We start from the raw sequence: 15,113 nt of genomic DNA, 5'->3' as shown, positions 1-15,113 counted from the left end.
TGATCAGCGGCTAGCAATACGCTCAGCCGCCGCCAAAGCCGCGCCGGTTATTCCAGCGCGGTTTTGTAATGTAGCCAGATGCAAGGGGCATGGAGGGTTCATGTGTGGCAGGAATTTATGCCCTTTTTTGGCCACGCCGCCACCGATAATGATCTCGTCCGGCTGCGTGAGGGCATGGATAGCATGCAGAAATTCATCGAATCGCTTCGCCCACTCCGGCCATTTTAAATCCTCTCGGTGCCGCACCGCATCCGCCGCATGATCCTCGGCTTCAACATACTGATCCTTGCCAACTTGCATAATCAGGTGCCCAAGCTCAGAATTTGGCACCAGGACTCCATCAGTAAAGAATGCGGTGCCAATGCCAGTGCCCACGGTCAAAAACAGCACAACGCCAGTGCGTCCTTTCGCCAACCCGAAACGCACCTCCGCCAAACCAGCTGCATCGGCATCATTAATTAACCAAGCGGGTTCCCCGGCAACTCCTACATCATCACCCAAACGACTGCCCACTAAGCTCTTGTGAAGATTCGCCGCCGTAAAAATCGCTTGATCACGAATAACTCCCGGAAACCCGCAGCCAATTGGCCCTTTCCAATCAAAATGCGAAGTGATCTCGCGCAAAGTAGTGACTAAATCTCCGTATTTTGCTGGTTGAGGGGTCTCAAGTCGAAGCCGTTCGGTCAACCATTCCCCCGTATGGGTATCCACTAGCGCGGCTTTCGTGCCTGAACCTCCGATGTCAATGCCCAATACTTTCATTTAGGTTACAATTTGCTAAAATCTTGGGCTGGCGTTGAATACACTATTGACCATCAACTTCATCATGCCAACGATTCCGCCTGTATTGCAAACTTATATCAACGCGCATGCCGTCTCGCGATTTAGCAGAGCCTGTTGATTTTACTTGAACACATGCAGACACACTGCTAACCTAACGAATCAAAATTACCCAATTTTTCTAACGCATTGACCATGAAAATCCTAAAGCTTATCACTCTCGCAGCTACAGTGCTGTGCCTAGCCAACGTTGCATCTGCACAAGAAAAGATCGGCGTCATCAAGGCCTTCCTCGTCAAGGGGCAGGTTCAGTTGGTGAATAATGCAACGGGCGCTGTGACACCTCTCAAGCGTGGTCAGGAATTTTCGGAAGGCAACACCGTCGTCACGGGAGACAACTCCACCGCGTTACTGCTCTTCTCCAACGGTGCATCCATCAACGTTACGCCAAATTCTAAGTTCGACGTAACCACCTTCGAGCAAGCATCTTACGACCCTGCCCTTGGTTCTTTCCTCCGCCTGGAAAAAGACCCAAGCCTTTCCACCACCAACACCAGCCTTGGTTATGGTCAAATTATTGGCGAAGTCCGTAAGCTCGATCTCGACGCTGGCTCCAGCTTCACCATCAACACTCCAGTCGCATCGGCCGGTATTCGCGGCACAGTCTGGGTTGTCGAATACAATGCGGAAACAGGCGAATTCTCCAGCACCAACATCACAGGTGATGTCGTTGTAGTCCTTGCTGATGGCACCGTTGTTCCAGTGGCCGAAGGCGAAACTTACACGATCTTGAACATCAATGATCCAGGCAGCAGCGCTCCCGCGAGCCCTGAAGTTCTCGCCAAAGCGAATCAGTTTGTGGCAACTCTGCCAAATGCGCCTGCTATTAGCACCGTGACTAACCACTCCACGATCGTCACCACACCTGAGATGACCATCATTTCGACTGGCACAGGTGTAGATCCCTCCGGCAGCGTGCCGATCGAGACTACTGAGACCACCGAAGAAGAAACTAATGACGGTGGCGTTACAATAACCACTGGTAGCCTTGATTCAATCGGCGCATAACGCCAACTGAACGACTTTTTCCAAACCCCGGCGACTGCCGGGGTTTTTTGTTGTATCTATAAAAAAAGCAAGGCTGTTGACAGGGCCCGTATTCCCTCACAGCCTCCCAACATGAGTGAAAAAGTAGCTCCCTTGCTAATCATTTCCTGCAGCCTGAACCCCGGTAGCCGCAGCCGTATCATGGCGCGTGCAGCCCTGGAAGACCTCCCTGGCGCTGAGCTCATCGACTTAACGGAAAACGAACTGCCGCTCTGCGATGGCGGCGCCGCCTACGGTCACGAAAACGTCTCAGCACTCGCGCAAAAGATCAAGGCAGCCAAGGGCATCCTCATCGCCACGCCGATCTATAATTACGATGTCAACGCCGCCTTGAAGAATATGCTCGAACTCACCGGGCGTCACTGGACAGGCAAAGTCGTCGGCTTTCTCTGCGCAGCGGGGGGCGACGGCAGCTACATGTCAGTCATGGCCGTTGCGAATAGCCTGATGCTCGACTTCCGTGCTGTTATCGTGCCACGCTTCGTTTATGCAACCGGGCGCCACTTCGAGGGCCCCAGCATCGCGGACGCCGATCTGCGCCATCGCATATCAGCCCTTTGCCGCGACATGAGTAACTTCAGCAATGCACTGGATGGATTCACCGAGAAAATGGACGCGTAACGAAAAGTTTGCGTAATGGCCACTAAGCCGATTCATTGAGGGCGACTTCTTTCCCGATGAAACGCGCCATCATATTCAACATACTGGGGATCGTTACAATCCTTGCGGTTACCCTGACTGGCTGTGGCGACAAGCAAACGGCGCCCAAAACTCAGTCCTCCAAACCAACAATTTGGACCTGCTCCATGCACCCGCAAATCCAGCAGGATAAGCCGGGAAATTGTCCGATCTGCGGCATGGATCTCATTCCCATGAAGTCTGGCGATTCCGCAGACCCGCGCGCCCTCTCGCTATCCGATGCGGCGCAAGCGATCGCCGACATCACCACGACCACCGTAAAACGTGAGCCAGTGACCCGAGACATTGATCTCTTTGGCGTCATTGCTCCAGATGACACCCGCGTCGCCACCATCACTGCTCGCTTTCCCGGCCGCATCGAACGGCTCTTCGTTAATTTCGTGGGCACCCAAGTTCGCAAAGGCGAACATTTGGCGGAGATTTATAGCGACGAATTAGTCGAAGCCCAGAGCGAGCTAATTGGCGCACTCCGCTATGACAACGACGCCTCGTCAGCCGAAGGCATTAAGGAGCGATTGCGGCTATGGGACATCCCCGAGGATCAGATAGAGCTGATCGACAGCACCCGCAAACCAGTCTACCAAGTGCGAATCGACTCCCCAACCGGAGGCGTTGTGACCAAGCTGGAGGTGCGGGAAGGCGATTACGCCAGAACGGGTGAACGGATGTTTGAGGTAACCGACCTGAGCAAGCTATGGGTCCACTTCGACGCCTACGAGACTGACCTCCCCTGGTTGCGTTACGGCCAGCAAGTAGAAATTCACGCCAAGGCTTTTCCTGGGGATAAGTTTTCGGGCGCCATTGCATTCATACAACCCATTCTGGACCCCAGCACCCGCACAATCAAGGTTCGCGTAAACGTCGATAACCCCGAGAGTAAACTGCGCCCTGGCATGTTTGTGCGCGGTAAAGTCGAAGCCCATCTCGGTGATGGCGGAAAAGTTGTGGCGCCGGAATTCGCGGGTAAATGGATTGGGCCCATGCACCCCGAAATCGTGTCCGACGAACCAGGACAGTGCCCTATTTGCGGCATGGACCTCGAACCAGCGGAACAACTCGGCTACGCCGCATACAACAGTGGCGAAGCCCCGCTAATCGTTCCAGCTTCCGCAGTCCTGCGCACCGGCAAGCGGGCCGTCGTTTACCTAAAGACAGGGAAAGGTGAATTCACTGGACGCGAAATCGATCTAGGACCACGGGCAGGTGATTACTTTGTGGTGCAAAGTGGCTTAAAAGAAGGCGACATTGTCGTAACCAACGGAGCTTTCCGCCTGGACAGCGAGCTGCAGATCAAAGCCAAGCCTAGCATGATGAACCCAGGCAACGCCGAGCAGGAAGCCAGCTCGCAAGACCACGCACCTGATGCAGCATCAGATGAGCCCGTCGACATTTACTCACTCCATAAAAGCATCCCCCTGCAATTCGACACCGGAGAGCCATTCAACAATGCGCTTAGCTCTGTGATGCAAAGTTACTTTGCGCTAGAAAGTGACTTTGACACGAATAATTACGACGATGCAAAGAGCAAGGCAGCCCAACTGGCGAGCATCATAGAAGCCATGCCAATGAAAGGCTTATCGGCAGAAGCAATGCCAATCTTCATGGAAGATCGGGCCAATGCCCTCAGTAGCGCCCAGACTATCGCACAGAATGCCGAAGCCAACCGCGCCAACAACATCGACATGCTTTCCGAAGCACTCATTGCCTTGGTGCAAACGTTCAAATGGCGTGGCGGTGAACCACTTTACCTGATGCACTGCCCGATGGCTCATGGCGATACCGGCGCACGCTGGCTACAAACTTCACCAGACGTCTCCAATCCCTATTTCGGACCGGACATGCTAACCTGCGGTGAAGTGCTCGCGGTTTGGAACGCCGATGAAGCCCACTGGGATGACTACGAATAACCACCTCCCAGATGATTAACGCACTCATCCACTGGTGTCTTCACAACCGACTCGTTGTGGCGCTGATTGCAATCATGCTGGCAGTTGGCGGCGTCCTCGTCGCTCCGTTTGACTGGAGTATTCCGGGCTTCACACGCTCTCCGGTCGGCGTCGACGCCATCCCCGACATCGGTGAGAATCAACAAATTGTTTTTACGGAATGGTCTGGCCGTTCCCCGCAAGACATTGAAGACCAGATAACCTACCCGCTGACGACTGCCCTCCTCGGCCTGCCAGACGTAAAGGCGATTCGCAGCAACAGCATGTTTGGCTTCTCGACTATCTTCATCATCTTTGATGACTCAGTCGACTTCTACTGGTCGCGCAGCCGCATTCTCGAAAAGCTCAATAGCCTCACTCCAGGCACATTGCCTGACGGCGTGCAGCCTACGCTCGGCCCCGATGCGACCGGGCTGGGCCAAGTGTATTGGTATACGCTGGAGGGTCGCGATCCCAATGGCAAACCGGTGGGCGGCTGGGACCCGCAAGAGCTACGCAGCATTCAAGACTGGATCGTTCGCTACGCCCTGCAAAGCGCACACGGCGTGGCTGAGGTCGCCTCGATTGGCGGCTATGTCAATGAGTATCAGATCGACGTCAACCCGGACGCCATGCGGGCCTATGACATTACCATTGAAGACGTCTTCAATGCCGTCCAAAATTCCAACGACGAAGTTGGCGCCCGCACGATTGAGGTCAACAAAGTCGAATACGTGATTCGTGGCCTTGGCTGGATAAAGTCACTCGACGACCTACGACAAACTGTCGTCAAGGCGCATGCCGGCGCCCCCATCACCCTCGATCAAGTGGCGGAGATCGAACGCGGGCCGGCGCTTCGCCGCGGCGTGCTGGACAAGGATGGCGTCGAAGCAGTGGGCGGCGTAGTCACTGCACGTTACGGCGAAAACCCATTGGGCGTCATCAAAAACGTGCATGATAAAGTGGGCGCCATTTCCCGTAGCCTCCCGAGTAAAACACTCGCAGACGGAACGGTGAGCCAGGTGACGATTGTGCCGTTTTATGATCGCACTGGCCTCATCCTGGAAACGCTCGGCACTTTGGAAGATGCGCTCAGTTTGGAAGTATTGGTGACTGTCCTTGTCATCATCCTGCTGGTCTGGCGATTGCGCAGCGCGTTGATTATTTCGTCCGTCCTGCCACTGGCGGTGCTGATTACTTTCATTGCAATGAAGCTGACGGGCATTGATGCGAACATCGTCGCCTTAGCCGGCATTGCGATCGCAATTGGCACCGTAGTTGACATGGGCATTGTGCTTTGTGGCAACATTCAGGAAAAACTGGATGAAGCCAGCCCCGGTGAATCGCGCAGTCAGATTGTCTGGAGCGCCAGTAGCGAAGTCGGCGGCGCAGTCCTGACAGCGGTCATGACAACAGTGATTGGCTTCCTCCCCGTCTTTTTCATGACCGGAGCAGAGGGCAAAATGTTTCGCCCGCTCGCATTCACCAAAACCTACGCGCTGATCTCCTCAGTCATCGTCAGCCTGACACTGGTGCCTGTCCTCGCTCTGCTCCTCTTACGCGCCAGCAAAAAAAGCGCGGAGCTGGCGCCGACAGAGCGTAAGTTTTTCAAGCGCACGCTCCCCTGGCCGACCTTGCTGCTCAATGGCGCCATCGCGTTCGTCGTGGCGATATTCCTATCGGCAGCATGGAAGCCACTGGGTCCCACTCATACCATTGGCAATGCGCTTTTTGTGATCATTGTGGTCGGAGGCGTGTTATTATTTTTTCGGACGCTGGTATTCTTTTACGTGCCGATCTTACGCATCCTTCTGCGATTTAAGGCGCCATTTCTAGTCAGCGTTTTAGGCGTCATAGGATTAGGCGGCATCTGTTGGATGGGGGGGCCAGGACCGCTGCGCGGCACTTTTCCCGGACTGCAAAAAGAGTTCATGCCAGCGCTTGATGAAGGATCATTCCTCTTCATGCCGACGACCATGCCTCATGCGTCGATCGGCGAAGCCACTGAAATTCTTTCCCTGCAAAACCGCGCGATCAAGGCAATCCCTGAGGTGGAAAGCGTCGTCGGAAAAATTGGACGAGTGGACAGTCCACTGGACCCTGCGCCGATCTCCATGGTCGAAACCATCATCAACTACAAGCCTGAGTACGAGCGAAACCAAGACGGCGAACTCGTTCGATTGTGGCGTGATGAGATCAAGAGCCCGGATGACATTTGGGACGAAATTGCCAGTGTCACACAAATGCCAGGCGTCACCTCTGCGCCCAAGCTACAACCGATTGAGACCCGGCTGGTCATGCTGCAAACTGGCATGCGCGCTCCGATGGGCGTGAAGGTATTCGCCGCAAACCTGAGTGAGCTTGAGGAAGCCGCGCTCACCATCGAAGAGCAGCTCAAAGACATACCCGGCATCCGACCAGCCAGCGTATTCGCCGACCGCGTAGTGGGCAAACCGTATTTAGAGATCACTCCCAGTCGTAGCGAACTCTCGCGCTACGGACTGACCGTCATGGACGTCAACGACATCATCGAAGTCGCCGTCGGTGGCAAAACGATTACGACTACCGTGGAAGGCCGTGAGCGCTATCCTGTCCGGGTTCGCTATCCGCGCGAGTTACGCGATAACGAGGAAAGCTTGGCGGAAATATTGATTCCCACTTCCGATGGCGCGCAGATACCACTGGAGCAGGTTGCCGAAATCGACTACGTCCGCGGACCGCAATCAATCAAGAGCGAAGATTCCTTTCTCACGGCTTATGTGATCTTTGATCACGAGCCAGGCTACAGCGAAGTCGATCTAGCCAAAACGGCACAGGCAATTCTGGAAAAGAAACAGGACGAAGGAGTGTTCACCCTTCCCCGCGGCGCGTATTATAAATTTACTGGAACCTACGAGAACCAAGTCCACGCCATGGAACGCATGCGCCTCGTTCTGCCACTGGCGCTGATGATGATTTTCCTGCTGATTTACATGCAGTTCAAACGCGTCGGCATGAGTTTCCTGGTGTTTAGCGGCGTGTTTGTTGCCTGGTCCGGGGGCTTTATTTTAATTTGGCTGTATAACCAGCCTTGGTTCCTGGATTTCGGCCTGTTTGGTTGGCACATGCGGGAAATTTTCCAAGTGCAACCGATCAGCCTAAGCGTAGCAGTGTGGGTCGGCTTCCTCGCGCTGTTTGGCATCGCCACAGATGATGGCGTGCTGATGGGCACTTACCTCCAGGAACGTTTTCAGAACGAACCTCTGGATAAAGCTGGTGTTCGGGAAGCCGTCTTGGAAGCCGCCAATCGGCGAATTGGCCCGGCATGCATGACCAGCGCAACCACGATTCTTGCGCTGTTGCCCGTCCTAACCTCATCGGGGCGCGGCTCAGACGTCATGATTCCCATGGCGATACCCACCGTTGGCGGCATGCTCGTGGCGCTCATCACCGTGTTCGTCGTGCCAGTCGTCTACAGCGCCATGAAGGAACGTGGTAAATCTTAGCCATCACGCATTTATAAATTCCAAACATACGCTTGCTTGATTCATGTCAGGCGCTGCCCTAAGATCACTCTTTATGTTCCCCTTTCAGTCACTGCGCGTGCTCGCCATTACCTCAATCCTCGTCCCATGGATTGCCGTGTCGCTGCAGGCTCAAGCCGCTGACGAACCACAGCCGGAAGAAGTGATTTTAGTCGGTCCGGGCTACATCACCAAGGGCTATAAGATGATCGTAAACGGACAAGTGGTGCAGACCACGGATGGCCGCACTTACGACACCCCCGACACCAACCCACAACCCGGCACACAGCCTCCCCCCCCGGCGCAACCTCCCCTAGCCCCACAAGGCAACTGGCCCGAAGTTGTGACGGTGATAAATGGCCAGATCGTTGATCCCGACACCCAAACGCCAGTCAACAATTTGCCTCCGGAAATTGAGTTGATACCTCTTGGCCTGCGCAAAATCACAACCCCTGTCACCCGTGAAGATGGTCAAAGCGGGCACACGGAAACCACGGTTCCCTTTTTCCGCGTCAAAGTAAAGTCCCCTGAAGCACTCCCCGCCCCCCCAAATAATACACACCCCGCATCCATGGAGCCGGAAGCGGGCCCTGACTTTTCCGGTTTGCTCGCCGCACAGGAGGAAACCGATACAGCGGAAAGTGAAGAAGCGGATAAAGACGAGGGTGGCGGCCTCTTCGATTTTCTCTTCAAGAAAACCGAAGCAGACGAAGAGGCAAAAAGCGATGAGCTGGTCATTGATTTAAACAAACCACTCACTCAGGCGGAAATGGAAGCCTTGCAACAGAGCCCCGAGTTTCAGCAGTATCTGAGTAAGCAATCCAAAAGCAATACGCGTAATTTTTACTCAAGCAAAAGCCGAGGCCGCAGTGTCAGCACGCCTAAGCCTCCGCAAAAGGTCGTCATCGAGAATTTTAACCCAGAAGACTGGGTAGAAGAAGCACCAGTTAATCCAACGCCCAATATGGCAATCGGAAAGCTTGTGTCGGTGGACCTCAACCGAGAGATCGCGGTGTGCTGGCTACAGACCCGTTACATACGCGCCAACCTGCCCATGGTCACGCGTAATCATGAATTGGAAACCACCAGCGTGCTGATGCCCTCTGGCCAGCAAGACGGACGCGCCGCCGGATTCTGGATCGCCGAAGGCAAGCCCAACCCGGGCGATGAAGTGATTGTGCCTGGCCCCGATTATCAAGGCCTGATCGAGCCATGGGTCGACGTGCTAACCACCAAACAATAGACCTCAGCTTGGGTGCGGCCTTGCCAACTTATTCGCTGTAGACAACGATTAAAGGCAGGCATGAAACCTCTCCGTCTCCTAATCGCACTTCAGCTCCTCCTCTGGCCGACACTTGCATTGGCATATACCTTTACGGACACTCAGGGGCGCACGCTTGAAGCCGAGATCGTGAACTATCAGGGCGGCGACAGCGTTACGATCAAACGCGCCGACGGCCAAGTGTTTGACTTGCCCCTCGAACGGCTCTCTTCTGTAGATCAGGAATACGTGCGGAATTGGTCGCCCGAGGAAACGACCGGCAAAGAAGTATCCAGCGACGAGATTCAACGAATTAATGAACTGGTTGGCGCTGAGCTATTGGCCGATGACAATTTATGGGACGACGCTCCGGGCGATGTCGCCAAGCGGCTAAATTGGCCTCAGGAATCGCAAACCGATACACAAGCAAGCTATCGCATTTACCAGGGACCTCAGGCGAAATTGTTTGGGGCGCGCCCTTACTCATCCGTCCTCTACGCGAAGGATGGGCGAGTGGAAATGATCTCGATCATCTTTGCTAACAAAGGCGATTCCATTGGTTCGACATTCATCAGCCCCAAAGAAGCCGACGACCTGATTTCAACTGCAATCAACACCGATGGCGACGCCATCAGCCAGCGGCTCAGCGTATTGGGAGAGCCAGAGCAGCTCACTACGGCAACCGGGCGAAAAATGAAGGAGCGCCTGAAAATTTGGGAGTGGAATGGCCACGTTTTCAGTCTGGCTGTTCAGGATGGTGAATACGTTGCCCTACGCATTATACCGCCCGAACTCGCCGCTAACCGAGGGCGACCGGAACGCATTGCAAGCTCCACTCTGCGCGAACAAGCCAAAGCGAATGTCGTGACGCGCCCCAATCGCGACGTGGTCATAACCAATATCCCAATGGTCAACCAGGGTCCCAAAGGCTACTGTGTCCCGGCGACTCTAGAGCGCGTGCTACGGTACATGGGAGTGAGCGCCGATATGTATTTGCTAGCCATGGCGGGCCAAACCAACATTGGCGGCGGCACCAGCCTGAACAACCTGATCGAGGGCACCGAAGGCTACCTAAAGAGCGCTGGTCGCGAGATGGAGCGCAAGAAATTTAAGCTGAAAACGAACAATATTGCCAAATACATCGACGAGGGTCAGCCGATCTTATGGACCATGTATTCGACAAGTGAATTCAACACGCTGGCCAACGCCAATACCGTGAAACGGACGCAGATCGAGGACATCAAAGCTTGGAAGGATTCACTGAAGAACACTGTTCGGGAAATTAAGGAGTTGAGGCCCGATTACGAAACTGCACACATCTGCATGATCATCGGCTACAACGCAGAAACTGATGAAGTTGCGATCAGTGATTCTTGGGGACCACAATACCAGGAACGCTGGGCTCCTGCTGAGCTCGCGGAAAACATATCCCAAGGCGGCTTCTACATTGTCGATTTCTAGAGCACCTTTCATCTAGAGATCGGATTCACGGCTGCAGCGTTCAACAATGTGGGACTTGGAGTTGCCAAAACAGGTGAATTGATTTGTCTGCGTTGCCGTTAGGTCCATCGTTAAATCATTGAATCAGAATCCCGACAACGCCGCGACAACGTATCGCTATGATATTTGGCGCGCTCCTTTCCAAGGAGTGTGTGAGTCGACTGCGGCAGTGGCCACACTCATCGCGATCCGTGGTTTTGGCGCCGAAGAAGGCGGCGCCGCTGACACCATCAAAAGCCTGCTCAATGCCGCCCCATTCATTGGTTTGCTCTTAACGACTGTGTTCCTGGCGATTGCCGGGCGCACTGGTTATCGCGCCACCAGCATAGTGGCTTTTTACCTGACGATCTGCGGAGGTTTATTAATTTTATCCTCGATGGCTGGCGGCATCATTGGCTTCACTGCGTGCTTTGTTGGCGCCTACATCATCTTTACCCAGCAGGCGCCCATGATGATTCGCGCCTATTCCAACAACTACACACCATACGAACGTGGACAGCGGGTCTCCACTGTCCTGCTGATCGGTTCGGGCAGCAGTGCGGCGTTTTCATTTCTAGGCTCACGACTACTGGACTGGAAATTTGATTGGTTTCCAGTGATTCTGATCTTTTTAGGCGTAGCCTGCCTGGTGAATGCGGTGCTGGTCAGGAAGATCCCGTCACCGCCCTTAGAACATGCTGAAACAGGGAATCCGCTGCGCAGCATCAAACTCGCCTGGAAAGACCAGCTATTCGGATGGTTGCTGGCGAGTTGGATGCTGATGGGCTTTGCCAACCTGATGACGATCCCAATCCGTGTGGAAATTCTGGCCAATCCCGAATACGGCATCAATGCCAGCAATGAACAAGTCATGCTGGCCACGATGGTTATTCCGCAGATCGCTGGTCTCATCAGCGCAAAGTTCTGGGGCGCGCTCTTTGATCGCATGAATTTCATTTTCTGGCGACTCTGTGTGAACACCTGCTTCTTTGTCGGTATGCTGCTTTACTTCAACGGTCCATCCCTCTGGGTCGTCTACCTGGGCGCGACATTACTCGGCATGGGCATGGGCGGAGGTCGCATAGGCTGGAACTTATGGGTTACCAAAATCGCGCCCCTGAATAAAGTGTCCGCCTACATGAGCATACACACGATGTTGACTGGCGTCCGCGGCGTGTGCGCGCCCTTCATTGGATACGTGGTGCTGACGGCATTCTCGCCTCCAGCAGTAGGCTGGCTCTCAGCTAGCCTTATATTCTTGTCGAGTGCTATGTTTGGCATGTTGCGTCGTAATGAACGCTTCAACAGAGTGCTGTAAAAAAAGCTCCCCGCGACAGCAGGGAGCTTTTTGAGCAAAATAAAACTGGTCTCAGCTTAGGACTGTGGCGTGTGCGCCGTGATGTGCAGGACCATGCGTGCGAGGATGCGGCGCTGCAGTCGCTCACGCTGAGTGAGCTCACTTTCCGGAGTATTGATTAACTCCTCCAGCTTGGTGTCCATCGCAACGAGTGACTGTAGTAGATTTTCATTGAAGTAGTTCACACCCTCACCTCCAGTCGCCTCACGCATACGGATGTCAATTTGAATGGCCATTTCGCCCATCATCTGGCGAGTGAACTCTTCGGCAAACTCCTCACTGTCATGCTGAGCAGCGAACTCCTTTAATTCTTCCTGATTTGAAAGGATGTAGGACTTCACCATATCCGCAAATTCTTCGCTCAGGTAAGGGATATGGTCTTCATACGCCATATCGATTTTTTCCTTACCCGTCTCAGCAAATTGCGGCACGAGCTTTAGAAAGCGGTTACTGACCTGCATGGCGGCCTTCGGCGCATTGTCCGCCAAGGCCATTTCACCATTACGTATCATGTCTGGCACGGCGGCTTCCACTTGCTGACGGACAGCGATTGCCAGGAACTCACCATCGGTCGCCTGCTTCACCATCGTCAGGATAAAGGCCATGTAGCCAGATACCAGCACGGCGGCAATGATGCCAAAGAGGTAAGTCTGCCCTACGCCCTTGCGTGTCCGGGAAATCTCTTCCCGCATAAAATCAATTAGCTTCTTTTCGTTGCTCATCGTTTTTTAATTTCGGGGTTAAGATTCTGCTTCGATTTCGGACGCTTCCTGAATCTCCAGGCCAAGCAGCTCCAACAACAGCCCAAGCGTGAACTTTACATCCGTGGGCTTTAGCGACTCTTCTTCTTCGGCAATCTGGTTGAGCTTGTTGATGATGTCCTGACTCACCTCTAGATTGACCGCAAACTTGCCTTCCATGTATTCCGCCAAATAGTTCTCCAGCGCCTCGTTGTAATAGATGCTGAGATTGGCGAGCTTATCGCGCGGAATGAATTTCGACAGCTCTGCACTGGCAGTTTCCTCCTGCTCGATAACGAGTTTCGCCAAGGCCTCCTCGATCTTGGGCCACGCCGCTTGAGCGTGAAGCTGGAGTCCAATGTATTCGTCGGAAAGCACCTCGTAATAAAGCTCTTCGTTTTCCTCGAACACCTCTACAAACGCCGCCTCATAAGCTGGAGCCAGGCGATTAAAAGCATCGCTTAAGTCCTGCCCAATTTTAGGGGCCATTTGCGAGACTTCATCTCCCAGAGCCAGCGCAAAATCATCCAGCTCTTCCTCCTGAAATTCGTTTACTTCCTGAATGCCCAGGAAAATAAAAATCACCACAACGATCAAGACCAGCGCAGTCATTATATTACGCGCATTACGTCGATCACGTTGAGCAGATTGCAGTTCTTCGATCAGACGATCCACGAGTTCGCCTTCATTCGTACCGTCGCTCATAGTTGAATAGCAGTTGGGATTAAATTAGCAGTCCTAAAACGTAGTCAATCTACCCTAGACTTTTTGTCACAACAAGCAACCTTTAACCTTAAGCCGCCATTAAATATTCTTTTAGCAAATCTCAAAGCACGCTCACCAACGCCTGAATCAGGCATAGCTTGTGAGATTTAGCGTTGCCAAAGGCCGGTTGAGCCCCCTTCCCTATCGGCGTGAAAAGCAAGCGCACCATTCGCATCGGAATCCTGGGTTTTGGCACCGTTGGCCAAGGCGTCTGGAAACACCTGCAAGCCGACCTCTCCGCCCTCGAATATCGACTCGGAGCCAAGCTCGAGCTCGTCAGCGCATCCGCGCGCGACATCAGCAAGCCGCGCGCTGTCCAAACTGCCCCAGGACAATTAACTGACGATAATTTCAGCATCGTTAACGACGATCGCATTGACATTATATGCGAACTAATCGGCGGCGTCACCCTAGCCCGGGAGCTCACGCTCCAAGCATTCAAGAACGGCAAAACCGTCGTCACCGCCAACAAAGCGCTCATCTGCGAGCATGGCGAGGAGCTCTTCAATGCCGCGCGCGATCACAACACGCATTACTTTTTTGAGGCCAGTGTCGCCGGAGGCATCCCGATCATCAAAGCACTGCGCGAAGGCCTCGTGGCGAATCGTTTCTCGCTGATCTATGGCATCCTCAACGGTACGACAAACTACATGCTCACACGTATGGAGCGCGAGGGCATCAGCTACGAGGACGTGCTCGGCCAAGCCCGCGAACTTGGTTATGTCGAGGCCGATGAAAGCCTTGATCTCGATGGATGGGACGCCGCACACAAAGCCGTCATTCTCGCCTACCTCGCTCACGGAAAATGGGTCAAACTTGATGACATGGTCGTCGAAGGCATTCGTGAAATCACCACGGGTGACATCGCTTACGCCAAATCACTGGGCTATAAAATCAAGTTGCTCGCGGTCATACGCCGCGACTTTAAGCAAAACGCCGTATCTGTGCGTCTCCACCCGGCGTTGATTGCCAAAAACGAAATCATTGCACAAGTCGACGAAGTCTTTAACGGCATCAGCCTCACGGGCGATGTCGTTGGCGAGACAATACTGGTCGGCCGTGGCGCGGGCCAAGACGCGACCGCGAGCGCAGTGATCAGTGACATCGCAGACGCCGTAGTCGCGCTCCTCGGCGCCCCACCGCCCGTCATTTCCGAAGAAGACGAAGAGACTTACAAGGCGCTCGCCAACGAAGTGCAATTAGCTGGCCCAGAGTCTGTCAGCAGCCCATACTACATTCGCCTTCGCGTGAAAGATCAGCCTGGGGTTCTCGCCAAGATCGCACAAGTTTTTGCCGACCACAGCATCTCAGTCGCCACCATGATTCAGGAAGAGGAAGCCGGTTCCGCCAGCGCCCGCTTGATTTTCACGACGCACACGGCCAGCGAATCTAATATAGAAACAGCTCTGGAAGTCATCAGCCAGCTCGACATCTCGCTCGACGTTCCCTTCCGACTCCGCGTTTTCAAACCGCTCTAATAGAGCCAACTCACGGGCG

11 protein-coding genes are annotated in these 15,113 nt (G+C 54.0%); 8 read left to right on the top strand and 3 right to left on the bottom strand.

Features of this window, described 5'->3' with window-relative positions:
- Positions 1-3 precede the first annotated feature (3 nt).
- A complete protein-coding gene (ppgK, locus tag RBB63_RS17580; RefSeq protein WP_309386301.1) occupies positions 4-762 on the bottom strand; it encodes a polyphosphate--glucose phosphotransferase in 759 nt (252 codons plus the stop codon).
- Between the two features lie 213 nt (positions 763-975).
- Between ppgK and RBB63_RS17575 the strand changes: the two genes are divergently transcribed.
- The 7 genes from RBB63_RS17575 (at position 976) to RBB63_RS17545 (ending at position 12,072) form a co-directional block, all read left to right on the top strand.
- Positions 976-1,848 (top strand): FecR family protein, encoded by an 873-nt coding sequence (locus RBB63_RS17575; protein ID WP_309386300.1) that lies wholly within the window; start codon positions 976-978, stop codon positions 1,846-1,848.
- Positions 1,849-1,959: 111 nt separating this feature from the next.
- The gene (locus RBB63_RS17570) at positions 1,960-2,508 is read left to right on the top strand and encodes an NADPH-dependent FMN reductase (protein ID WP_309386299.1); all 549 of its coding nucleotides are present in this window, start codon (positions 1,960-1,962) and stop codon (positions 2,506-2,508) included.
- Positions 2,509-2,564: 56 nt separating this feature from the next.
- Positions 2,565-4,493 carry a heavy metal-binding domain-containing protein gene (locus tag RBB63_RS17565; RefSeq protein WP_309386298.1) on the top strand — a complete coding sequence of 643 codons (1,929 nt, stop codon included), beginning with the start codon at positions 2,565-2,567 and terminating at the stop codon, positions 4,491-4,493.
- Positions 4,494-4,504: 11 nt separating this feature from the next.
- On the top strand, positions 4,505-7,996 hold the full coding sequence (locus RBB63_RS17560) for an efflux RND transporter permease subunit (protein ID WP_309386297.1): 3,492 nt from the start codon (positions 4,505-4,507) through the stop codon (positions 7,994-7,996).
- A 73-nt stretch (positions 7,997-8,069) separates the two neighbouring features.
- Entirely contained in the window at positions 8,070-9,257 is a 1,188-nt protein-coding gene (locus RBB63_RS17555; protein ID WP_309386296.1) for a hypothetical protein, read from the top strand.
- A gap of 60 nt (positions 9,258-9,317) precedes the next feature.
- The gene (locus RBB63_RS17550) at positions 9,318-10,736 is read left to right on the top strand and encodes a C39 family peptidase (RefSeq protein ID WP_309386295.1); all 1,419 of its coding nucleotides are present in this window, start codon (positions 9,318-9,320) and stop codon (positions 10,734-10,736) included.
- 118 nt (positions 10,737-10,854) lie between these two features.
- Positions 10,855-12,072: an MFS transporter gene (locus tag RBB63_RS17545; protein WP_309386294.1), complete on the top strand. Its 1,218-nt coding sequence runs from the start codon at positions 10,855-10,857 to the stop codon at positions 12,070-12,072.
- Between the two features lie 56 nt (positions 12,073-12,128).
- Here the strand turns inward: RBB63_RS17545 and RBB63_RS17540 are convergent, their stop codons facing one another.
- Both RBB63_RS17540 and RBB63_RS17535 read right to left on the bottom strand, forming a co-directional pair.
- The gene (locus RBB63_RS17540) at positions 12,129-12,833 is read right to left on the bottom strand and encodes a hypothetical protein (RefSeq protein ID WP_309386293.1); all 705 of its coding nucleotides are present in this window, start codon (positions 12,831-12,833) and stop codon (positions 12,129-12,131) included.
- Between the two features lie 18 nt (positions 12,834-12,851).
- Positions 12,852-13,556 carry a hypothetical protein gene (locus tag RBB63_RS17535; RefSeq protein WP_309386292.1) on the bottom strand — a complete coding sequence of 235 codons (705 nt, stop codon included), beginning with the start codon at positions 13,554-13,556 and terminating at the stop codon, positions 12,852-12,854.
- Between the two features lie 209 nt (positions 13,557-13,765).
- On the opposite strand from RBB63_RS17535, the gene RBB63_RS17530 reads away from it, so the two are divergent.
- Positions 13,766-15,094, top strand: coding sequence for a homoserine dehydrogenase (locus RBB63_RS17530; protein ID WP_309386291.1), 1,329 nt, complete (start codon positions 13,766-13,768; stop codon positions 15,092-15,094).
- Positions 15,095-15,113 lie beyond the last annotated feature (19 nt).

Origin of the sequence: Cerasicoccus frondis (genome assembly GCA_031296915.1) — a bacterium.
Lineage (GTDB): Bacteria > Verrucomicrobiota > Verrucomicrobiia > Opitutales > Cerasicoccaceae > Cerasicoccus > Cerasicoccus frondis.
This window is presented reverse-complemented; position numbering and strand designations above follow the sequence as displayed.

Coding starts and splice junctions, on each gene's coding strand:
- ppgK (WP_309386301.1), bottom strand. CDS start 762: ATGAAAGTATTGGGCATTGACATCGGAGGTTCAGGCACGAAAGCCGCG.
- RBB63_RS17575 (WP_309386300.1), top strand. CDS start 976: ATGAAAATCCTAAAGCTTATCACTCTCGCAGCTACAGTGCTGTGCCTA.
- RBB63_RS17570 (WP_309386299.1), top strand. CDS start 1,960: ATGAGTGAAAAAGTAGCTCCCTTGCTAATCATTTCCTGCAGCCTGAAC.
- RBB63_RS17565 (WP_309386298.1), top strand. CDS start 2,565: ATGAAACGCGCCATCATATTCAACATACTGGGGATCGTTACAATCCTT.
- RBB63_RS17560 (WP_309386297.1), top strand. CDS start 4,505: ATGATTAACGCACTCATCCACTGGTGTCTTCACAACCGACTCGTTGTG.
- RBB63_RS17555 (WP_309386296.1), top strand. CDS start 8,070: ATGTTCCCCTTTCAGTCACTGCGCGTGCTCGCCATTACCTCAATCCTC.
- RBB63_RS17550 (WP_309386295.1), top strand. CDS start 9,318: ATGAAACCTCTCCGTCTCCTAATCGCACTTCAGCTCCTCCTCTGGCCG.
- RBB63_RS17540 (WP_309386293.1), bottom strand. CDS start 12,833: ATGAGCAACGAAAAGAAGCTAATTGATTTTATGCGGGAAGAGATTTCC.
- RBB63_RS17535 (WP_309386292.1), bottom strand. CDS start 13,556: ATGAGCGACGGTACGAATGAAGGCGAACTCGTGGATCGTCTGATCGAA.